The following is a 21,634-nucleotide window of genomic DNA, read 5'->3' as shown; positions in this document are numbered from 1 at the left end:
TGGAGTTCACATGCCAAACACAGCAGACTTGGTGGTTTTGATTGTAATCTTGGCTGGTAGCTGGATTGGTTACAAAAAGGGGATACTTAGAATGGTCTTTGACATCGGGTCTTACATAATATCATGGTTTGTTGCAGTGTGGGGATACAAGTACATAAGCGTAGCAATCCTCTCATCACCCCCTTTGAAAGAAGCAATATACAATTTTGTGAGGCAGAAGGTTGTGATAAGAGAAGATATTTTGCCGAGCGTGCCAGAGTTTTTCAAAGGGGCGATACTTGAGGCAAACCAGGCCATAAACAAGACTTTGCAAGATGCAGCGGCAGTTGTGCTTGCAAATTTTATCGCGATGATTTTAATATTTATTGTCACAAAGATTGTGATAACCCTTATAAAAACTGCGCTTGGACTTATGAGAAAGGTTCCTGTGATTGGGCAGATAGACGGTTTTCTGGGATTTGCAGCAGGTGCAGCCGTTTCGCTTATAATAATCTATGTAGCCTTTTCTATTTTATATTTCTTTCCAAATGCAGAAGTCTTCAAATCAGCCCAGAAGGTTATAAAAACCTCTATGTTTGCTGAGTTTTTGTACGAAAACAACATTATAGTGATGCTGATGAGGCAATATTTGAAGCTATGATTGATGACTTTAAGTTCAGAAAAGGAGAAATGAAAAATGCGAATAATCTCTGAGGATATCATAGAACAAAAAGTATATGAGGCTATTGAGAAAGCAGTATGTATTCTTCCAGAAGATGTTGTCAATGCCTTGAAAGATGCATATCAAAAGGAACACGGCATTGCAAGATATACTCTTGAAAATCTTATAAAAAACATCTCCTTGGCACAGCAAAAGATGCGACCTGTCTGCCAGGACACAGGTGCAGCAGTGTTTTTTGTTGACATTGGAGAAGATGTTTTTGTCCAAGGTTCAATAAAAAGCGCAATAAACAGAGCGGTCTCAAGAGCATATACAGATTTTTATCTTCGAAAGTCAATGGTGAAAAGTCCAATCGAAAGAGAGAACACAGGCGACAACACACCCGCAATCATTCACTTTGACATAGTGCCGGGAGATAAAATCACAATACATTTTATGCCAAAAGGTTTTGGCAGCGAAAACAAAAGTGCACTTTGTATGCTCACGCCAGCAGATGGTGTGGAAGGAATCGAAAGATTTGTTGTTGAGACAGTCAAAAAAGCCGGGTCTGACCCGTGCCCGCCAATTTTAGTAGGTGTCGGGATAGGAGGAACATTTGAGCTTGCTGCTCTTTTATCTAAAAAAGCTCTTTTGAGAAAGATAGGACAAAGACATAGCAAAGGATATGTAGCGCAGCTTGAAGAAAGGTTAATTGATAAGATAAATGCGCTTGGGATAGGTCCGGAGGGATTTGGTGGAAAAACAACAGTGCTGGATGTGTTTGTAGAAGAGTATCCAACTCACATTGCGGGTCTTCCAGTTGCTGTGAATATATGCTGCCATGTTGCAAGACATGTATCAGTGCAAATATAAAAAGGGGCTACTTCAAAAGCTGCCCCTTTTTTTATCTTAGTACAGCAAAGTCCTGGGTGTAATAGACATTATCGAAGTTTTTTTCAATAGCACATCCAATGCCAACCACTTCGAAGTTCTCTTCAATATTTTTGCGGTGTCCTTCTGAATTGAAAAGCAGATGGTTTGCAAAAAAGGGAAGAAGTTTTGTCCCCATTACTATATTTTCACCTATTTTTTTATACAAAATTCCTGCAGATAAAAATCTATCAGAAAATGTTTTTCCAGAGTTATCAGTATGAGAAAAAAAGTTATACTGTGACATGTTTTGTGAATGAGTTTTTGCTATCTTTGCAATATCATTTGAAAAAGAAAAATATGGTTTTTGCAGATAAGCTCTCATAGAGTTTAAATGCATAAACATAAGTTTTTCAAATGATGAAAGAATATCTTGTTCAGAGCTTTTATCGAAAGTCAAGGAATGTTTTTTTAACAAAAACTCATCCCACAAACTTTTTTTTACCATAAAAATCCCGCATACAACATTAGGTTTTACAATCCTATCATAAATGATAAAAAGGTAGTATGAGTTATTAATAACTGAAACATCATATAGCGATTTTAGACCATCATCAAAATATGTAGTTGTGGTGTTACCATCTATAATTACAAACTTATTTATAAAAGAAAGTCCGGATTTTTTTACAGCGTCAGCTGCAGAGCCAATTTTGATACCAAAAACTGAATTAATCCACTTTGAATTTGTGTAGTAAAACACAAGTTTATCTTTTTCAAAACCTGCTATGAAAAAATCAGAAGGATTTTCTGACACATAAAATGGAAAGTTAAAAGGGCTTTTTAAATTTAACTTTTTAACATCTTTATATATTTTGTCAAAATATGCTTTTGAACAAAACATATAAATTTTTTTATTCTTTTGACTTAAAGCAAAAACCTTGCTGCTGTGAGTAGAAAATGAAAGGTTTACTATAAAAGCTGCAAGTATAAATAAAGAGAGCCACCGCAAAAGGAAAAACCTTTTATTTGTCATTTTTATCAAACACCCCCGAAAATAAAAAGATATTTTAATAATACCACATGAAAAGGAGCATCTCAATGAAAATTTTAAGGTTTTAACAACAATTTAACACATTTAAAACTATTTTTTAACACAGATAAAGTAAAATTCTAAGCAGAAAAGAGTAAAGGGAGGTTAGCAAAAAAGATGAAATTTATAAAAGAAAGCTTCAACAGATTGTCAAAGAGGTCTTTAAAGACTCGAATTATGTCATGGTTTATAATAATTTCTCTGATACCTATTGTAACATTTCTCATATTTTCCTTATCGCTTATTCAAAAAGATGCAAAAAAGGAGATGCTAACAAGATTAGAAAGTGCAAAAAAGGTTGCATTGCAAGAGATAAATCGGCTTTGCAAACTGTCACAAGACTACAGTATATTAATATCAAGCAATCCCCAGTTGAGAGAAGCTGTTGCCAGAAAAGATCATCTTAAAGTTGTTCAGATAATTTCGCCTCTTGCAAGTGAGCTTTCGATAGATCAGATTATTGTAACAGACGAAAAAGGGATAGTTATTGGTCGAAGCGATGTGCTTTCTAATTTTGGGGAAGATATGAAAGAAGACTTTTTAGTAAAATGCGGGCTTGCACGATTAAAATACACATCTGTCACAAGTGAAAATGCTACAGTGTATATAAAATCTGTTTCTGACATAGTTACACAGATGTCAGCAAACAATATGAGAGTTATTGGTACAATAATTGTTGCTTATAAACTAAATGAGAAATTTGTCAATAACCTATCGCAGCTTACTAAAATGGATATTGCAGTATTTTCACAGGATTTTAAAAAAACAATTTCGTCTTCAAAAAGTCAACAAATACTGGACAGAGATAAACTAAAAACGATACTATCTGGTCAATACGAATATATGCTGTCTGGCACACCGAAAGGTGATTATCATTATGTGTTATTGCCAATCAGAAGATCTGAGAAAATGACACCAGCTGGAGTTTTAGCAATAATTAGCAAAAATTTGGTTGCATCTAATTTTATAAAAGCGTCTATGTTGTTTTCAGTCCTGCTTTTACTTGGGACATTCATACTTGTTGTCGTGGTAAGCCTTTTTGTATCAAACAGGATAACAAAACCTATCATGGAACTTGCAGAAAGTGCCAAGAAGGTTTCAAAAGGTAGCTTTGATATTCAGTTAAGTGTGAATGAAAACACAAGCAATGAGATTTTACTTTTGACAACCGAATTTATGAAAATGGTAAAAAATGTTAACACATATGCCACAAATATTGAACAGACGCTAAGCACAACCCAGCAATACATTGATAAATTAAACAAAATAGCTTCAGATTCAGCAAGGACAAGTCAAATTACAGGTGAGCAGATAAAAGAGATAATAGCACTTGCAGAAAATCAAAAGATGGTATTTGAGCAAACAACACATATGATTTCTGAACTTGAAAATCAGATTCAAAAGATGTTTGACATTTTTAAGATGATACAGAATGAAGTTTCAACAGTGTATACTACCACTTTGAAAGAACAAGAGGCTATAAAGATGCTTATAAATCAAATGTACAGTGTAAATTCAGCCATCAAGGAAGTTGAAAAAGATTTAAAAAATGCAATAAATGATTTTAAAGAAATTGCAAGAACTTCTCAAAACATTTCAGGTCTTGCTGAGAAGATAAAAATAATTGCTCTTAATGCATCAATCGAAGCAGCTAAAAGAGACATTCCTGCCTTTGAAGTAATAGCATCAGAGATTACAAGACTGTCACAGTCAGCAAACGAACTTGCAAAAAGGTCTTTAGAAAGTATTGAAACAGGGCTTTGTGCATTTGACAAAACAAGCCGAAAACTTGAAAATGTTCTTGGTATTGTAAAGGAAGGTGTAAAGGTTGCAAAACAATCGGCAGAATCACTTTCAAGAATTGAGACAACAAATCAGCAGATAAAAACAAAAATAGAAAATGTAATAGACAAGGTAACAAGTCAACAGGAAAAGATTTTTACAATAAACAATGTGCTCAAAGTCCAGACACAAAATGTTTCGCAATACTTTAAAACTCTCGTGTCTATAAGGGATATCTTCCAAAATCAGAAGAAAGCTGTTGATAAGTTAATTGATCAGTTCTCAGATGTACATCAAGAAATTGTGAAGCTTGCCTCAATAACAATGGGTCCGGGAAAAAATTAGAAAAATTTTTTAAAAGAAAGGGTCAAGAATGGGGATGTCCAAAATTTTCACACGAAAAATAATACTGAATTCAAAAGCGCAGGCAGTCTGTACTGTCTGGGCTTTTTTGTTATAATATAATTATATTGCTTATTTTTCTTCAGTAGATAAAGGTTATAAAGAAGGTGTATATCAAAGTGGCTATGTTCAATCCATTTGTAAGTGATTTTAACAAACTCAGAAGATTTTCAAGGATAGTTTATCTTTATGGATGTTATTCAAGAGAGGATGCAGAAAACTTTAACATAGCTAAAAGAACGTTTGATGACGAACTTAGAAGAATGAGAATATTTTTAGGAGAAGACAAGTACTTATCTTCTGAAAGAGAAGGGAAAAAAACACTGCCCTGTATTGTTGAAGATTTTTTCAGAGAAGTGGAAAACCCACTTGTAAACTTATATTTTTCAAAAACATCAACAGCTCTAAAGACAACCCTGTTTTTCTTGACACTGCAGATATTTAATTTAGAAAAAGAAAGAGGAGTTTTACTTGCACAGCTGCTTGACAGAATTTCTGAAGTGCTTGAATGTGAAGTAGCTGATTCAGAGATTGAATCCAGCTTAAAAAGAATTTTAAAACAGATGGAAAAGCTAAGTATAATCAGATATTTAAAATCTGAAAGGAAATATGTTTTATGCTCATGTGTGAAAGATGTCTTCAAAGATTTTTCTATAGATGAGATAAAAGACATATACATATCAGTTTTATTTTTTATAAACTCACATGTTCCGAGTGTACCTGGCTGGTACTTAAAAGAAAGTTTAGAAAAATACCTTTTAGAACTTGGTGAAAGAGAATTTGTAGAGGATGTAGCAAGAATGTTCTGGTTTACTTACGTTCCACATCACCATGTCCTTGAAGAAAATCTTGTATGGCAATTTTTAGAGGCAGCACAGACAAACAAAAAGATTAAAGTATTGTACTGTCCAAGAAATAAAAAACAGAAGATTGAATTTGTTTGTATACCTGCAAGAATAGTGTATGATGTAAAGCTTGGAAGGTTCTACTTTTTAGTTTTAAAAGAAGAAGAGATATCGGCTCTGCCATCATGGCGAACAGAAAAGATAGAGATTCTATCTGAAGGGTTTGACCCTCAGCAAATTGAGGAAGTTTCAAATGTTATAGAAAAATGTTTTTTTGTATCTATTCCGGAAAGAGAAGATAAATTTCAGAAGATAAAAATCAGGTTTAAAAGTCCGCAGGATTCTTCATACAACTTTGTACTTGCGCGTGTTAAAAGAGAACTTAGAAATGCAAAAATAACAAAGGCAGATAACCAGTTTTTTGAAGTGGAATATGAGATTTCAAACATAAAAGAAATCAAAGGATGGCTTAGAAGTTTTGGCGACAGAGCAGTAATAATTGGAGATTCTGAAGTTTCAAGACAGCTTAAAGAAGAAATGATAAATGAGTGGAAGGAGATTTTGAAAAACTATGGAAGTCTTTCTTGAACTAAAGAGTACTTTTTACAAGGCTTTAGAAGAGATTATAAATATAGCTTATAAAAAAGGGGAAATATCCCAAAAAGAAATATATGATATACTCACAAAACACAACTGTAATTTTCCTGAACTTGAAAAAAGGTTGTTTGCTAAAAATAAGCGGTATCAAAAAAATATCTATGTACTAAAAAAGCAAGATGAGAAGGTGTATAGTCTTAGAATAAACTCTGATATTTTGCCATATGTCACAAACCTTGAGATAATGTGGCTCAAATTTATTATGTCAAGCAGATATGCAAGCCTTTTTTTAGAAGAAAATACAATAAAGAAGATAGAAAGACTAAAAAGTACTATGCCGCAGATTGATTCAAATATAATTGTGCCCAAGAACTATTCAAAGATTTTGAGCAGAGAAGATATAAAAGAATTATCACCAAAGATAAAGATGATTATAAAGAGCATTCTTGAGAAAAAACTATTGATATATACATATAAAACTAGACATGGGATTATTTTTAAAGAAGTCAAAGGTATTCCTGTTAAGATACAATATTCACTTAAGGATGATATGTTCTATGTCATATTTTACTCTGTTGAACAAAAAAACTTTTCGAAGTGTATAATTCAAAATCTTGAGGGCATCAGATATGACAGTGACAATTTTGATAGAGAAAAGATTTTAAAAGAGTATGAAGAATATTTAAAAAACTCAAGGGCAAAAGAACCTATAGTTTTAGAAGTTGAAAATACCAGAAATGCTCTGGAAAAGTCATTTTGCATTTTTTCAGCCTTTGAAAAAAGTGCGCGATTTTTGAAAGAAAAAAACAAACATGAGATAAAAATCTTTTATTATAACTTTGAAGAGGCAGAGATAATATCAAGGATACTATATTTAGGCAAAAATGTTGTTGTAACACACCCGGAGCATATCAGAGAACATATAGTAGCAAGAGTCAAAAATGTACTCAAGATATATACTGAAAATGATTTGGTTTAAATTTACTTTAAAATGGGTATATAATCTGTTAGAATTAAGTCTATATTCTTTCATGCAAGAAGGAAGATAGCTTATGAAAAATAAAAAATATTTCCTTTTTATATTTACAGTTTTGTGGTTATTGGTTTTTATATCCCCTGTATATGCCGGCAAAACTGTTGTGAAATTGGAAGTAGACAAGAACTATCCACCTTTTTCGTATACCTCAGATGGACGTATATATGGATTTTCAATTGACCTTGCTAACATTTTGTTTGAGCCAGACAAATTTGACGTAAAACTTTCGAGCGACGAATGGCACAGAGTTTACGAAAAGCTTGTTAAAGGGCAAGTCGATGTGGTAGTTCCTGTTGCTGTGTTGGAGGAAAGAAAAGATTATATATATTATTCAAAACCAATCTTGACACGACATGTAGGACTTTATACAAAGAAAGGTTTTTCAAAAAATGTTTCACTTGAAAATCTAAAAAAATTAAAAATAGGTGTTTTAAAGTCAGATTATACAGAAGATATTTTGAAAGAAAAGTTAAATGTAAAGATATACAATACATATCCGACAGTGGAAGATCTTATTTTTGCACTTGCAAATGGTAAAATTGAGGCTGCTTTAATGGCTCAAGAAATAGCCAATTATTTCATTATAAAGAATAATCTCTCAGATATCTTGGAAATAAAGATAAAGAATATATACACAACCCAAAGTGCATTTGGTATAAGTAAAAAACGACCAGAGCTTGTTTCATATATCGATAAGAGATTGAATTATCTTGAAAACAAAGGAATATTTGACGAGCTTTATTTTAACTACTTTTCTACCTATTCACCTGAGTACTATGAGAGAAAAAACAGAGAGACAATATTCTCTTTCCTGTTTATTCTGGCAATTATATTCTTTGCTGTATCAATAACAGTATTGGTCATGATAAAGATAAATAAAAGACTTGAGCATGGAAAAAGAGCTTACGAAATTTATGCCCAGCTTTTGGCTGACAATGCGAACGCAATTGTTTTGACGCTAAATTTAAAAGGAGAGATAATTTACTTTAACAATTTTGCCCAGCAGCTAACGGGGTACAAAAGTGAAGAGGTCGTGGGCAAAAAATGGGTAGATATTTTTATACCGTCCCACAAGCGCGAGTATATGGAAAATCTTTTTAAGAAAATAGCCGAGGAGAAGATTTTAAATAACCATGAGAATGAGATTATAACAAAAGATGGCGAAATAAAGTGGATTTTATGGAACAATGCTCTTATCGAAAGTCCGTATTTGAATGAACCGTTGATTATTTCAACAGGGCTTGATATAACACAGATAAAAAAGACACAGCGGCTTTTAGAAGAAAGCTATGAAGAGATTGAACAGACAAATGAAGAGTTAATAAGCGCTTTGGAAACATTAAATAAAAATTCAATAGTGCTTCAGGAAGAGAAAGAAAAGTATAAATTCCTGGTTGAGAATGTATCTGACCTTATCTTTGAATTGGATATAAATCAAAAGAAGATAGAACTTTATGGTAAGCTGAAAGACTCTTTTGACGTTGATATAATTTGCTCAACAAAAAGTTTACTTGTATGGCTTGAATATCTTCATGAGGATGACAGGGGAAAGGTTTTTAGAAAATTTCAGGATGCTATATTTTTAGGCGATGAGGATGTTGAACTGGATTTTCGTGTAAAAGACAAATGTGGCAGATGGCGCTGGCTTTCGATTCGTGCACATATAAATTATGATGAGCAAAAAAATCCTGAAAAAATTGTTGCAGTATGTGTTGACTGGACAGCAAAAAAAGAGTATGAAGACAGAATAGAGCATATTGCCTACTATGATACGCTGACTGGTCTTCCGAACAGAAAGCTTTTTGAAGAAATTTTAGAAGACTGGCTCAAAAAAACCGAGACTGAGAAGAGCACAGGTGCTGTTGTTCTCATAGATATTGACAATTTTAAGGACATAAATGATATTTACGGTCATGAAGCAGGAGATGAGTATCTGAAAGCTATAGGTGAAAAGGTTTTAGAATATCTTAAGAAGTTAGAGGTTAAAACATTTTTTGCAAGAGTTGGCGGTGACGAATTTGCAGTAATTTTGCACGGTCTTGCTAAAAAAGAGCAGGTAATTGAGTTTTGTGCTCAGCTTCTTAAGATCTTTGAAAGCGAGATTTATATTGAAAGTATAGACAGACATCTTTTTACTTCAGCATCAATGGGAGTATCATTTTATCCAGATGACGGTAAAAACGTCAAAGAAATATTTAGAAATGTTGATATGGCATTATCTTCTGCAAAAGACAATGGCAAGAACGACTTTCAGATTTTTATGCCTTTCATACTTATGAAGAATCTTAAAAAAATTGGAATTGAAAAAAATCTCAAAAAAGCCATTGAAGAAGACCAGTTTGAACTTTATTACCAGCCGGTTATAAACTTAAAAGACATGGAGATTCATTCTGTTGAAGCACTTTTGAGATGGAACTTGCCAGGAAAAGGTATGGTATCACCGCTTGAATTTATTCCTGTTGCAGAAGAGAGCGGACTTATAGTAAAGATAGGTGAAATGGTTATAGAAAAAGCTTTTTCAGACCTTAAAAATTGGGAGAGAAAAGGAATTGACTATCTACATATGGCTATAAACCTCTCAGTTCGACAATTTAAAACAAAGTTTTTTATAGATGTTGTTAAAAAGCTCATTGAACGATATAGTGTTGACCCGCAAAAGATTTCATTTGAAATAACAGAGACAGGTGCTGTTGAAAACTTTGATGTATCACTCAAAATATTGAGTTTTCTCTGTCAGATGGGGATAAAGTTTATGATAGATGATTTTGGAACGGGATATTCGTCATTGATTTATTTGAGAAGACTTCCTATTGGTGGCGTGAAAATAGACAAGAGTTTTATTTCGGAGATTGAGAGTTCAAAAGAGAGTAGAGCAATTGTTGAAGGCATTGTTTTGATGGCACACAAGATTGATCTTAAAGTTGTGGCAGAAGGTGTTGAGACTAAAAAAGAGCTTGAGGTTTTAAAGGAAGTAGGATGTGACTTTGCACAAGGGTATCTGTTTTCAAAACCCCTGCCAAAAACCGAAGTTGAAAAGCTTTTATTGGCAAAAAAGATTACTGTGTAAATTTAGTTTCGAGAGAGGCTACCGACAAGGTAGTTTTTTTTTTCGCAAAAAATTTGACTTTATTAAATTCCCATGGTGGGTATATAAAATATGTATAGGTGTGACATATAACTTTAAACAAAAGCAAAAAGCTTTTTTGAAAAGAGGGGATTTATCAAGTGGGGTTTATGGTATTTGATGTGAAAGAGTTTGTAGATATTCTTCTTAAAAATGTTGATATGCCTGATGTTATTAAAAAGGTTGAGGTCAACAAAAACGAGGTAACAGTAAAGGTAAAACCCGCTGCCATTTTGCCCGAAATATCTTTAAAGTTTACCATAACATCAGTACAAAATGGATTTTCAATACTTTTTGATCCTTCTAAAAGTCTAATTATATATGGTTTTTTGTTCGGAAAGCTGAAAGAAGAAAAGATTGAAGGCATACAACTTTTTAAAGACAGACTAGAAATACATCCACAGAAGCTTTTAACTGGCAATTTAAAAGGAGTAAAGATAAATAAGGTTGAGGTAAACAATGATGGCAAAATTGAAATAAATTTTTGTTGTGATTAAGAGTGAATGCATAAAACAAATGGGCTGCCGTATTTAAAAATTAAGAGTAATGCAGCAGCCCATTTGCCTTTTTTATTTTATCTTGACTTTACAATAAACTTGATAGCTGTTTTCTTTTCACCATCGATGATGATATCTGCAAATGCCGGAATTACATAAAGGTCAATTCCGTTTGGAGCAACCTTTCCACGAGCAATAGCAATAGCTTTTACAGCTTGATTTACAGCAGATGCACCAACAGCTTGAAGTTCTGCTTCACCCTGTTCTTTTACAATTGCAGCAAGTGCGTTTGCAACCTTCTGAGGCATTGATGTAGCAGCAACTTTTAAAACTTCCATACAAACACCCCTCCATATTGATTTTAGATTTGTAACAAAGAAAAACTTCAAAAAGTATACTAATACAATATAAATTTTAGTGGAAAAAAGTATAATTTTGCAAGAGTCAAAGTTGAATAAAATTTAAATTTAGCGTTTGTAATTTTGAATAAGTTAGGCTAAAATAAAATTCAAATAAGAATTTTTTAGAAAAATGTTCAAGGGGGTTTTCGAACATTTTAACATTTTCAGAATTTTTAAATACAATTGTTCAAGAAAACAAATGGATATACACACATGAACTTTTAGAAAAGATAAAAGTACCTCTGCCTTCTCAAAATCAGCTCAAAAGCTTTGAGGTTGCAAATTCATTCTACAAGGAATTTTTGCACGTTGTATATGCTCAAGATGTGCTTTGCATGCTAAATTCCATGAAAATCTGGGCAGCAAACAACAATTTAGAAGTATTTGCGCTTCTCACAACCGATATGATTCCGATAGTATGGCTTGGCGAGGGCTACTATGGCATTATTGCAAAATATAAAGAAAAGATGATAATTCCATGTGCTTTGTATCAGCAATTTGAAGATCTTTATATAAACTTTCCAATGTCTGACTTTGTACCATTTGATATATGCGATGCATACAGAAAACTTTTAGAAAACGAAGATAATGTTGCAATGAATATTGTCTATGCAAGAAGCATTGATGAGCTGAAAAGAGAGTTCAAAAAGAATTTCAAGGAGTTTGAGATAGTATTCAAAGGACCTGATTATTACGATTTATATGTAAGTCCTATTGAAAAAAAACACATTGTTGCACCCCTGAAGGAGATTTTAAAAGACTTTTTCCAGAACCAGATAATATATTTCTCACAGCTTTTGTCTTTTCAAGAAAATTTGAACAAGAAATAGAATTGTTATAGACCTAAAAGGAGAGGATAGAAAATTAGGAAGGTAACAGTTACATTTTATTCTCAGCAGGTGCTCAACTTGTTCAAGTGCATGTTTGATGATGTTGAAATTGGCATATTTTCTCAGATGTCACCTGTGTTTGAGATATTTATTGACAAAATTGTTCAAACTTTAAAATCCATGAATTTGAATGTCCAAAAGGACATAGTAGATGATATAATAATAGAAATAAAAGAGTTTAAAGTAAACTATGCACACTCTTCAAAAGATGTCACAGAGGCTTTAAGCGAGCTTATTTTACTTTCTCAAAGAGAGTTTTTGGAGTGCAAAATAAAGTGCAATGTGTTTTTGAAAAGCAAAATTGGTACGAGCTTGACAGCAAGAAACGTAGAAGTTTTGTATTCACCAATTGAAGAGGAAGAGGACGAGACTGCAAAGCTTTTGCGAGATTATCTTCTTGACATTCAGCCACTGAAAAGTATGACAGAAAAAGATGTAGAGTTTGTTAAAAAAGCTATTGAGACTATTTTTGAGTGAAAAATCTGTGTTCAAAACTTTTATAAAGTGGTATAAATATTATGAAAGCTTATTTTTTGAAAAAGAGGCTGGTATTGTTATGAAAAATAAAGATTATAAAAACAAAAATTTAATAAAGTCATCTGAAGGACAAACAGTTCTTGACTTTGTTGAAAAGAAGCTTTCAGAAAACGCGGCAATAAGAGAGCTCATGAAAGATGAATATATAAACTTTGGCGGGATAAGAGACTTTTTGTACTATAAATTCTGCCCGCTGTACTTTGGTCTGTGCCCGCACAAAAAGAGCAAAAAGGATGAAGCTTGTGATGCCAATTTATGCTGGCTTGAAAAGCTTTCAGATGTACACACATCTTCAGAAGTAAGCGACCATCAATTTTTCCACAACCTTGTAAAAGCCACTGTGCAGCCAAGCATCTGTCCTGAGTGTGGGGGAGATGAACTTGAGCTCAAGTGGCAGGACGAAGGTTACCTTGCAAAGCTTGGGCTTATAAACTTTGCAGATGTGGCGTACTTAGAGTGCAAGAGTTGCAAAAAAAGATTCATAACCAGTGCGGACAGGATGGCGGTTGAGTTTTTGCTAAAAGTATTTCTTGCAAAGCCAAGCAAAAGATCGCCTGTCAAAGCCGGGCAGACAGTTGTTCTTGCGCTTGATAAAATAGGGCTTGAAATTTTCATTGAACATCTCGAGAAGGAAAAAGATGTCAAGACTATATGGAAAATGCTTGACCCATTTTCAATATCAGACCAGATAGGTGAGCTTGACCTGAACATTGCTGTTGCCGATTTTTTGTGTGAGTACTACAACATAGAATATGAAGATAAAATTGAAACAGGTAATTTATTTGAAGAGTTCGAGGATGAAGATGAAAACAGCTCGGAAAAGTTTGATATCTCAGACTTGTTTGATGATTTTGATGAAAAGTAATTAAAGTTAAAAAAGCTACAGCTAAACAAACGGCTGTAGCTTTTTTTAATTTCATACTCGATAATTAAAGTAAAAAAAGAGGATGTTTTCTACCCATTTTAAGCTTGCAAACGTTCTTTTATACCAAGCTTTTCTTTTAAGGCTTGTTGCAGGACTTGAGAAAAATTAATATGAGCTTCTTCAGCAGCTTTATTTAACCACCTTGGGAGTGTCACAGTCTTGTTTACGCTTTTGTTTGCCATTTCTTCTCTGACAGGCGGCATATAAACGATAATTGGAACAATAAAAGCACCTTTAGGGACATCTAACTTTTCAGGTGGAGTAGGTTCTGGTATTTCTTCGTTATCTTCTTCTAAACCATATAGATGCAATTCTAAAGCTTCTTTAGCCATGTATAAAGCTTCTTCAAAAGTTTTGCCTTCTGTTATACAACCAGGCAAATCGGGGAAAGTGACACAATACCCACCATTTTCACCCGGTTCAAAAATAGCAGGAAAAATATATTTATCTGCCATTGTCTAACCTCCTTTTAGTATTATTGTTATTATTAGCATCTATTCACTTCAAACACCAACCATTTTGCAAACAGCTATTAAAGTCTACCTCTAAATTGTATACTTCTATTTTAATATCTTAAGCAGCAGGTTTTTATTTTAATCCAGCTTGCTTAAGAATACTATTTAATGTTTTTGGGTCAAGTTCCTTGTTGTGATATGGGACTGTTACTAAACCTTTTTTAATAGGGTGTTTAAACTGTTTGTGAGAGCCTTTCTGTCGAACTTCATACCAGCCATCTTTTTTAAGTATTTTTATTAGTTCTTTGGGTTTCAAATTCACCTCCTCCTTACAGTTATATTGTAACACGTGTTAATTACACATGTCAACAAATTTTAATAAAATTCCGTGAAAAGTTTTTTCACTTTATATGGATGATAGCAGTGTGTTGATATGCTGCCTTGCGCACTGCAGGTGACAGGGCTTAGAAAGACAATAAAAAAGCTTTGCAATAGCAGGGCTTTTTTGTTATATGGGGACATAATGTGCTAAAAATTTCCTTTTGCTGTCGACCCCCAGGGGTTTTTGGGGGATTGCAGGTCGACAGCAATTGGAAAATACAAAATTCAAAAAATCTTTGATTTACCAGGTACAAAATCTAAAATACCAAAAAACAACATGACATAAAAGGTATATAAAGTAAAGATATCCTGGCGGTTAATAAAAATATGTAAAATCGCAAATTTTTTGAGCTTTGTAACTAAGTAAAGTGTGATATTATAAAAAAGGAATTTGAATTTAGCAAAAATCTGAAAAAGGAAGTGACAACATTGAACAAAATGTTTTTAATTTTCAATCACCAGCTTTCTCAAGAGCAAGAAAAAGAGGCAAGAGAAGTTTTACAGGTTGAAGAAATTGTAAGTCTTCCGCTAAAGCTTCAGGAGTTTTGGAGCAACATTCCACCAGATGTAGAGCTGAGGGAAGAAATGTTTAAAGAAATAACAGATTTTTTACTTCAAAATAAAGGTGAACAGGAGAACTTTTGCCTTGTTCAAGGAGATTTTGGAGCAACAGTTTACCTTGTGAGCTGGTGTTTTAAAAATGGATTTGTGCCAATTTACGCAACAACAAAAAGGGTGGCAAAAGAAATTGTAAAACCTGATGGTTCTGTGGAACTTCTCAAGGTTTTCAAACATGAGAGGTTTAGAAGATACATTCTGTGCAGGTAAAAAGAGGCTGATTTAACATGCACACAAATTTGCACTGAATTTTGCTATTTACTCCTTGGATTAAAAATAAGCGAAATTACATACCCGAAAAACACTGCAGCAGAGATGCCACCAGCTGTTCTTGAAACGCCACCTGTGAACGCTCCAACAAGGCCAACTCTAGATACCTCTTCGATAGCACCTTTTGCCAAAGAATATCCAAAGCCGGGCAGGGGCACTGTTGCTCCCGCCCCGGCAAACTCAACTAGCTTTTGATATATTCCAAGGCCTTGCAAAATTGCCCCGAGCGTTACAAACAAAACAAGCACTCTTGCAGATGTCAGCTTTGTTTTGTCAATGAGAATTTGTCCGACAACACAGATAAGCCCGCCAACCAAAAAAGCTCTCAAATACTCCATTTTTCTATCGCTCCTTTATGCAAAATCTTAAACTCAAACATAATTTTACTACACCATTTCAATGGCAAGGGCATGGGCAATCACAGGGATGCTCTCACCAAGCAAAGCAGTTGATTGAGACATCAAAGCACCTGTTGGTACAATCAAAATCCTCTCAAATGTGCGCTCACGCAAAAGTTTATAAAGATACCCGCCGAATACACAGGCAGAGGCAGCACATCCACTTGCACCGGCACCTGTATTTTGAGTCTCTGGGTCGAACATCAAAATTCCACAGTCAAAAAGCTCAGAAGAAAATCTTATCCCTTCCTTTTTGAAAAGCTCATCGAGAAGCTTTCTTCCAACATACCCCAAATCACCTGTGATTATCATATCATAGTATTCAAAACTTCTCTTTGTGTCAGAAAAGTGCCTCATTATAGTGTCAAACGCAGCGGGAGCCATTGCAGCTCCCATGTTGTTCGGGTCTTTTATCCCAAAATCAAGTATCCTGCCAACTGTAAAGTGTGTGATTTTGGGGCTTTGGAGGCTATCTTCGGGCTTTATCAAAAAGGCGGCAGCTCCCGTTACAGTCCACTGGGATGTTGGAGGTCTCTGTGTGCCAAGCTCTAAGGGGTATCTGAACTGTTTTTCGGCAGAGCAAAAGTGAGAGGATGTTGCGGCAATTACATTTTTTGCAAAGCCACCATCTACAAATATTGAAGCAAGTCCAACGCTCAAGGCAAAGGTAGAACATGCGCCGTATATGCCAATGAAAGGAATATCCAAATCTCTTGCAGCAAAGTGTGAGCTTGACAGCTGGTTTAAAAGGTCACCGCTTAAGATAAGGTCTATGTTATCAGGCTTTTCCCCTGCTCTTTGCACAAGCTTTGTAATTGCAATATTCAAAAGCTTTCCTTCTGCAAGTTCCCAAGACTTTTGTCCTGCATACTCATCTTCAATGACCATGTCAAAATATATTGAAAGAGGTCCCTGTCCCTCTTTTTTCCCAACAACTGTAAAACAGTCGGAGATAGTCACATTTGATTCAAATCTGTATGTTGACCTTCCCAGCTTCATTGTGATGGTAACCTCACTTTCATATCCCAGGAAATACTTTAACAAGGTAGTACAAAAGCCCTACCAGTATGGATGTGGAAATTCCATATACAAGAACAGGTCCTGCTATCAAAAACATCTTGCTTCCCACGCCGAACACAAACCCTTCTTTTTTGTACTCAATAGCAGGAGAGACAATAGAGTTTGCAAAACCAGTGATTGGGACAATAGAACCTGCTCCGGCAAAAGTACCAATTTTATCATACACTCCAAGGCCTGTCAGAAAAGCTCCAAGAAAAATCATGGTTATGGATGTCAGAACTTGAGCCTCATCATTTGGGAAAAAGCTGCTGTAGAGGTTCAAAAACGCCTGACCCACATCGCAGATAGCCCCGCCAACTAAGAATGCCAAGATGCAGTTTTTGAAAGAGTTTGTCTTTGGCTCGTTTGCCTTTACAAGTGCCTGGTATTCACAGGCTTTCTTATCTTTGATGTTCACTTTGCAAAGCACCCCCCGCAAACAAAACCTCAAGATGATATTATTTTAAATTTTTTTGAGATTTATTCACAACCAAGCGAGATTTGAAATAGTCTGATTGAAATTTGGTTTAAAATATCAATCAGATTTTACAAACAAACATTCGAATAATTTTTGAAAACACTACTGTAATGGGTTTAAAATAAAGGCAGAAAGGAGGTGAGGCGAAGATGGCAGCAAAACCACTTGTAGGCTTGCTGCAGCTTAAACTTGAAAACGGCACGACATCCACTGGCAAAATAAGGTTCAAGACACTCTCTTTTGATATCAAGCCAGATGCCCAAGATATGGATGTGTATCAAGTTGGCCAGGCAATTGCAAGCCTTCAGTCAAAGCCGCTGTACACAATTATAAGAAGCAACAACTTTGAGCTTTTATACTAATTGACGTTTCAAGCTTTTGAGAGCTCAAAAAAATAGCAGAAAGGAGGTGAAAGTAAAAATGCTCACACTGGTTTTGACATTTAGGCTTCAAAACGGCAAGACATTCAGACTTTCCATTCCAGAACCAAAACCAAACCTTACTGCTGCCGAGGTTGACAGTGTGATGAATTTGATTGTGCAAAAGAACATATTTGTAACATCAAGCCCAATTGTTGAAAAAGTTTCAGCAAGAATTGTTGACAGAGAGGTAAACACTTTAATCGGAAAATAAAAAAACTTTCAAAAAAAGCGTGCCGACCTGACCTTTTGAACTTTGGCAGGTCGGCATGTTTTTAAAAAACTTTTAAATGTACATAACAAACTCAAACTGGGAGGTGAAAAATATGCAGGATTTGATTGCCAATATTGCCAACATAGGCTTTCCAATTGTGCTTTGCATTTATCTTCTCACAAGGTTTGAAAGCAAGATAGACAAGCTCTCTGACAGCATTGATAAGCTCTCTGAAAAGATACTACAGATGAAAAACAATTGACATGCAAAAGAGTGTTCGGTATAATAGAAGTGTGCTTTTAAAAATATGGAAAATAAAGCCTTTTTCAGGATGGTGATATTTATTATGAACAGTATTCCAAAAGATATTATATATTTTGTACCACACTACACAGAAAATGGTGATAGTGTGCTAATTCTTTTTTTAAGTGGCGAAAAGAAGGTTGTGCCAATGTCAATTCGAAGTTTTTCTAAAAAGCTATATTCACTTTATGCAATAGACTGTCAGGCAATCAAAAAACTTATCTCACAGCGAATTGGTCAGAAAAATCTTCTTCCCATTGTTCTTCCGGATGCCACCTTTATTCCTGTAAAAACAAGAAAAGCAATTGTTAAAACAGACCCCATCTTTGGTTATGTTAACATAAGTCAGATATTCAAAATTGACGATAAAGGCGAGGGCTTTGAGATGCTTTTGCGATGCGGTGCAGTTTTAAGCTGTCTTGGTTCTGCAAAGTATTTCAAAAAAAGAATTACTCTTGCTTCTGTTATAACAGATTATTTGCAAGGAGTATGGTCACAGGGTGCGCTTAAAATAAAAGAAGAGTGTGAGCTTGTGAATGTGTTTGGATTGGAGTAAAATAATGTAGCAGGTAAATTGCAATTTTTGAAGGAGAAGCAATGAAAATATGCAGCAAAACATTCAAGGTATGGTTAGCGATATAATCTACAGGAATTTGGAAAATAGCTATACGGTGTTTGAGATAATCTGCGACGATGAGGTGTTCACAGCAGTAGGGATAGTTCCAGACATTGCTATCGGTGAAAAGGTGAGCGTATACGGTGAGTTTTATGTTCATCCTGTTTACGGTCAGCAGCTGAAAGTAAGCTACCTTGAGAAACTTCTGCCGCAGACAAAGGATGAGATATATCTTTATCTTTCCTCTGGAGTAATAAAAGGTATCGGGCAGAAGACTGCAAAGAAGATTGTTGATACCTTTGGAGATGACACTGCAAGAGTTTTGCAGGAAGAGCCTGAAAAGCTTCTTAGTATTCGCGGCATGACACCCGAAAAGGTTGAGCGAATAAGGAATATGTTTGCATTCCAAAAATTTTTGAAAGATATCATGTCAATCTTTTCCCAGTACGGGCTTTCACAGAACCATGCAATGAGACTTTTTAAACTTTATGGATTTTCTGCTCTGTCGCTTTTACAGGAAAATCCATATTTTCTTTTAGAAGTGTTCCCAGAGCTTGACTTTAAAAAGGTTGACAGGCTTGCACTTGACATGGGAGTTATGCCAGATGACGGAAGAAGAATATCTGCCAAGATACTTAATCTTTTGACACTGGCAGCAAATAGTGAAGGGCATACCTGCCTGCCAGAAAATAGGCTCAAACAGGTTTGTTCAAAAACTCTTGACCTTCCAGTGGAAAAAATAGAAGATGCGCTTGAAGTTTTAGCTCAAGAAAGAAGAATTGTAAAAGATGAAGTTGAATCTCAAAAGATGGTGTTTTTGTACGGTTACTATGAGTGTGAAAAGTATATAGCAGATAAAATCCTGTCAATGCTAAAAGAATATGATGACATTGCTGATATAGATGAAAAGATCTCTCAGTTTGAAGCAAAAAACGGTATTGCATTTTCGCCAAATCAAAAGAAAGCCATCAAGATGGCACTGACTCAAGGCGTTAGCATTATCACAGGAGGTCCTGGTACAGGAAAGACAACAATAATAAAATGCATTATTCAAATTTTCGAGGGTGAAGGCAAAAAGGTTTTTCTTTGTGCACCAACAGGAAGAGCTGCAAAGAGGATGCAGGCAGCCTGCGAAAGAGAATCAAAAACAATCCACAGACTTTTGGAAATGACAGTTTTAGACACACATGTTATTTTCCAAAAAGGACCAAATAATCCCTTAAAATGCGATGCTATAGTGGTGGATGAAATGAGCATGGTAGACAGTTTCCTGATGAACTATCTTCTTGCTGCAACAAAACCGACAACAAGAATTGTGCTTGTTGGAGACAAAGACCAGCTTCCATCTGTTGGTGCAGGGAATGTCTTAAAAGACCTTATAAAAAGCGAAATTGTACCTTGCACCACTTTGACAGAGGTGTATCGCCAGAGCGAAAATAGCTTTATAGTCCTCAATGCACACAGGATAAACAGAGGTGAGTTTCCACATCTTCAAAAGGAGAGCGATTTTTATTTTATCCAGAAAAACTCTCAGGAAGAGATTTTAAAAACTGTAATTGAACTTGTGATAAAAAAGGTTCCAAACTATCTTTCGTGCGATCCGATGACAGACATCCAGGTCCTGTGTCCTTCAAAAAAAGGGATTGTTGGGATGTACAACTTAAATCGTGTGCTGCAGCAGTACTTAAACCCACCTCATCCTTCTAAAAAAGAGTATGCTTATAAAGAAAACCTGTTCAGAGTTGGAGACAAGGTCATGCAGGTAAAAAACAACTATTCACTTGAATATGAGATTTTACAAGGAGAGGAGAAGGGCAAAGTCTCAACAGGGATATTCAATGGCGACATTGGAGTTGTCAAAGATATTGACAGGGCGCAAGGTGTGCTGGAAATCCTGTTTGACGATGAAAAGTTTGTGTATTATGACTTTTCGCTGCTTGACGATTTAGAACTTGCATATGCAATGACTGTTCACAAATCGCAAGGGTCAGAGTTCAGGTGCATAGTGATGCCTGTTGTTGAGACCTACCCCATTTTGATGACAAGAAACCTTCTTTACACTGCCGTAACACGAGCAAAAGAACTTGTTGTGTTGGTGGGTAAAAAAAGCGCGCTTGAATACATGATAGCAAACCAAAAAGAGGCTATGCGATATTCAGCACTTTGCGACTTTTTATTGCGCGGGCAAGAAAATATGCAAGTGCGAGCTTTATAATATCTGGGATTATAAACGGTGCAACACCTACGGCAAAAGCCTTTTTGAGTGTCATGTGTGCAGCCCACGAGAGATACAAAAATCCAAAGATGTAGATAATTGCAAGCCCTAAAATGAGTGCTACTGAGGCATTTGCTGCCTCATTTTTTATTGGCTTTTTTGTATTTATATAACTTGTAACAAACGCTGCAATCGGAAATGCTATCAAATACCCACCAGTGGGTCCAACAAATTTAGATAGCCCGCCGGAAAAGCCGGCAAATACAGGCACACCAACAGCCCCTAAAAGGTCATATACAAGAAGGCTCAAAAATGCATACCTTGGAGTGAGCATCAAACTTGCCAGAAAAATTGCAAAAACCTGCATCGTAAAAGGTACTGGTCCTATTTGAATCTTAATTTGAGCACAAATGGCAGTTATTGCTGCAAAAAGAGCAGATAAAATAATCATTCTTGTTTTAGTTACCATTTCAACATTTTGCGACATAATTTTTCTACCCCCAATGTAAACCATATTATTAAATCAGGTTTACAAATAGAATAGCAAAATAAGAGGCTTTTGTCAACAATTA

The 21,634-nt window shown here is 35.0% G+C and carries 24 protein-coding genes; 16 read left to right on the top strand and 8 right to left on the bottom strand.

Annotated features, from left to right (window positions below; translation table 11 throughout):
- Positions 1–10 precede the first annotated feature (10 nt).
- Entirely contained in the window at positions 11–640 is a 630-nt protein-coding gene (locus tag COB47_RS11665) for a CvpA family protein (protein ID WP_013291543.1), read from the top strand.
- Positions 641–676: 36 nt separating this feature from the next.
- Positions 677–1,513 carry a fumarate hydratase gene (locus tag COB47_RS11660; protein WP_013291542.1) on the top strand — a complete coding sequence of 279 codons (837 nt, stop codon included), beginning with the start codon at positions 677–679 and terminating at the stop codon, positions 1,511–1,513.
- A 31-nt stretch (positions 1,514–1,544) separates the two neighbouring features.
- Here the strand turns inward: COB47_RS11660 and COB47_RS11655 are convergent, their stop codons facing one another.
- Positions 1,545–2,543 (bottom strand): CAP domain-containing protein, encoded by a 999-nt coding sequence (locus tag COB47_RS11655; RefSeq protein WP_013291541.1) that lies wholly within the window; start codon positions 2,541–2,543, stop codon positions 1,545–1,547.
- 174 nt (positions 2,544–2,717) lie between these two features.
- Here COB47_RS11655 and COB47_RS11650 point away from each other — a divergent pair, with 174 nt between their 5' ends.
- From COB47_RS11650 to COB47_RS11630, 5 genes are all read left to right on the top strand, one after another.
- The gene (locus tag COB47_RS11650; RefSeq protein ID WP_013291540.1) at positions 2,718–4,727 is read left to right on the top strand and encodes a methyl-accepting chemotaxis protein; all 2,010 of its coding nucleotides are present in this window, start codon (positions 2,718–2,720) and stop codon (positions 4,725–4,727) included.
- Between the two features lie 164 nt (positions 4,728–4,891).
- A complete protein-coding gene (locus tag COB47_RS11645; protein ID WP_237698919.1) occupies positions 4,892–6,217 on the top strand; it encodes a WYL domain-containing protein in 1,326 nt (441 codons plus the stop codon).
- Entirely contained in the window at positions 6,201–7,205 is a 1,005-nt protein-coding gene (locus COB47_RS11640) for a WYL domain-containing protein (RefSeq protein WP_013291538.1), read from the top strand. The genes COB47_RS11645 and COB47_RS11640 overlap by 17 nt, the downstream gene beginning before the upstream one ends.
- A gap of 73 nt (positions 7,206–7,278) precedes the next feature.
- Positions 7,279–10,329 carry an EAL domain-containing protein gene (locus COB47_RS11635; protein WP_013291537.1) on the top strand — a complete coding sequence of 1,017 codons (3,051 nt, stop codon included), beginning with the start codon at positions 7,279–7,281 and terminating at the stop codon, positions 10,327–10,329.
- 158 nt (positions 10,330–10,487) lie between these two features.
- Positions 10,488–10,883: a hypothetical protein gene (locus COB47_RS11630; RefSeq protein WP_013291536.1), complete on the top strand. Its 396-nt coding sequence runs from the start codon at positions 10,488–10,490 to the stop codon at positions 10,881–10,883.
- A 77-nt stretch (positions 10,884–10,960) separates the two neighbouring features.
- Here COB47_RS11630 and COB47_RS11625 read toward each other — a convergent pair whose 3' ends face one another.
- Positions 10,961–11,221, bottom strand: coding sequence for a stage V sporulation protein S (locus COB47_RS11625; RefSeq protein WP_013291535.1), 261 nt, complete (start codon positions 11,219–11,221; stop codon positions 10,961–10,963).
- 398 nt (positions 11,222–11,619) lie between these two features.
- On the opposite strand from COB47_RS11625, the gene COB47_RS11620 reads away from it, so the two are divergent.
- The 3 genes from COB47_RS11620 (at position 11,620) to COB47_RS11610 (ending at position 13,576) form a co-directional block, all read left to right on the top strand.
- A complete protein-coding gene (locus COB47_RS11620; RefSeq protein ID WP_237698918.1) occupies positions 11,620–12,114 on the top strand; it encodes a hypothetical protein in 495 nt (164 codons plus the stop codon).
- Positions 12,115–12,183: 69 nt separating this feature from the next.
- Positions 12,184–12,651, top strand: coding sequence for a hypothetical protein (locus COB47_RS11615; protein WP_041742598.1), 468 nt, complete (start codon positions 12,184–12,186; stop codon positions 12,649–12,651).
- Positions 12,652–12,730: 79 nt separating this feature from the next.
- Positions 12,731–13,576, top strand: a complete 846-nt coding sequence (locus COB47_RS11610) for a hypothetical protein (RefSeq protein ID WP_041742853.1) — start codon at positions 12,731–12,733, stop codon at positions 13,574–13,576.
- Positions 13,577–13,674: 98 nt separating this feature from the next.
- Here COB47_RS11610 and COB47_RS11605 read toward each other — a convergent pair whose 3' ends face one another.
- Both COB47_RS11605 and COB47_RS11600 read right to left on the bottom strand, forming a co-directional pair.
- Positions 13,675–14,091: a type II toxin-antitoxin system HicB family antitoxin gene (locus COB47_RS11605; RefSeq protein ID WP_013291531.1), complete on the bottom strand. Its 417-nt coding sequence runs from the start codon at positions 14,089–14,091 to the stop codon at positions 13,675–13,677.
- A 133-nt stretch (positions 14,092–14,224) separates the two neighbouring features.
- The gene (locus tag COB47_RS11600; RefSeq protein WP_013291530.1) at positions 14,225–14,407 is read right to left on the bottom strand and encodes a type II toxin-antitoxin system HicA family toxin; all 183 of its coding nucleotides are present in this window, start codon (positions 14,405–14,407) and stop codon (positions 14,225–14,227) included.
- A 494-nt stretch (positions 14,408–14,901) separates the two neighbouring features.
- On the opposite strand from COB47_RS11600, the gene csx20 reads away from it, so the two are divergent.
- On the top strand, positions 14,902–15,300 hold the full coding sequence (gene csx20 / locus COB47_RS11595) for a CRISPR-associated protein Csx20 (protein WP_013291529.1): 399 nt from the start codon (positions 14,902–14,904) through the stop codon (positions 15,298–15,300).
- 44 nt (positions 15,301–15,344) lie between these two features.
- Here csx20 and spoVAE read toward each other — a convergent pair whose 3' ends face one another.
- From spoVAE to spoVAC, 3 genes are read right to left on the bottom strand one after another with little or no spacing between them, the layout of a single operon-like run.
- A complete protein-coding gene (spoVAE, locus tag COB47_RS11590; protein WP_013291528.1) occupies positions 15,345–15,698 on the bottom strand; it encodes a stage V sporulation protein AE in 354 nt (117 codons plus the stop codon).
- A 48-nt stretch (positions 15,699–15,746) separates the two neighbouring features.
- A complete protein-coding gene (gene spoVAD, locus COB47_RS11585; protein WP_013291527.1) occupies positions 15,747–16,757 on the bottom strand; it encodes a stage V sporulation protein AD in 1,011 nt (336 codons plus the stop codon).
- A 19-nt stretch (positions 16,758–16,776) separates the two neighbouring features.
- Complete coding sequence (gene spoVAC / locus COB47_RS11580) at positions 16,777–17,235, bottom strand: stage V sporulation protein AC (protein WP_041742596.1); 459 nt, start codon at positions 17,233–17,235, stop codon at positions 16,777–16,779.
- A 209-nt stretch (positions 17,236–17,444) separates the two neighbouring features.
- Between spoVAC and COB47_RS11575 the strand changes: the two genes are divergently transcribed.
- From COB47_RS11575 to recD2, 5 genes are all read left to right on the top strand, one after another.
- A complete protein-coding gene (locus COB47_RS11575; protein ID WP_013291525.1) occupies positions 17,445–17,657 on the top strand; it encodes a DUF1659 domain-containing protein in 213 nt (70 codons plus the stop codon).
- Positions 17,658–17,715: 58 nt separating this feature from the next.
- On the top strand, positions 17,716–17,928 hold the full coding sequence (locus tag COB47_RS11570) for a DUF2922 domain-containing protein (RefSeq protein ID WP_013291524.1): 213 nt from the start codon (positions 17,716–17,718) through the stop codon (positions 17,926–17,928).
- Positions 17,929–18,040: 112 nt separating this feature from the next.
- The gene (locus tag COB47_RS12050) at positions 18,041–18,190 is read left to right on the top strand and encodes a YvrJ family protein (protein WP_013291523.1); all 150 of its coding nucleotides are present in this window, start codon (positions 18,041–18,043) and stop codon (positions 18,188–18,190) included.
- Between the two features lie 84 nt (positions 18,191–18,274).
- On the top strand, positions 18,275–18,787 hold the full coding sequence (locus COB47_RS11565) for a hypothetical protein (RefSeq protein WP_013291522.1): 513 nt from the start codon (positions 18,275–18,277) through the stop codon (positions 18,785–18,787).
- 49 nt (positions 18,788–18,836) lie between these two features.
- Positions 18,837–21,062 (top strand): SF1B family DNA helicase RecD2, encoded by a 2,226-nt coding sequence (gene recD2 / locus COB47_RS11560; RefSeq protein ID WP_013291521.1) that lies wholly within the window; start codon positions 18,837–18,839, stop codon positions 21,060–21,062.
- Here recD2 and COB47_RS11555 read toward each other — a convergent pair.
- Positions 20,992–21,549 carry a biotin transporter BioY gene (locus COB47_RS11555; RefSeq protein ID WP_013291520.1) on the bottom strand — a complete coding sequence of 186 codons (558 nt, stop codon included), beginning with the start codon at positions 21,547–21,549 and terminating at the stop codon, positions 20,992–20,994. The genes recD2 and COB47_RS11555 overlap by 71 nt on opposite strands.
- Positions 21,550–21,634: the final 85 nt, after the last annotated feature.

It is taken from the genome of Caldicellulosiruptor obsidiansis OB47 (genome assembly GCF_000145215.1).
GTDB lineage: Bacteria > Bacillota > Thermoanaerobacteria > Caldicellulosiruptorales > Caldicellulosiruptoraceae > Caldicellulosiruptor > Caldicellulosiruptor obsidiansis.
The sequence above is the reverse complement of the archived record's forward strand: the minus strand, read 5'-3'. Positions and strand labels throughout refer to the sequence as shown.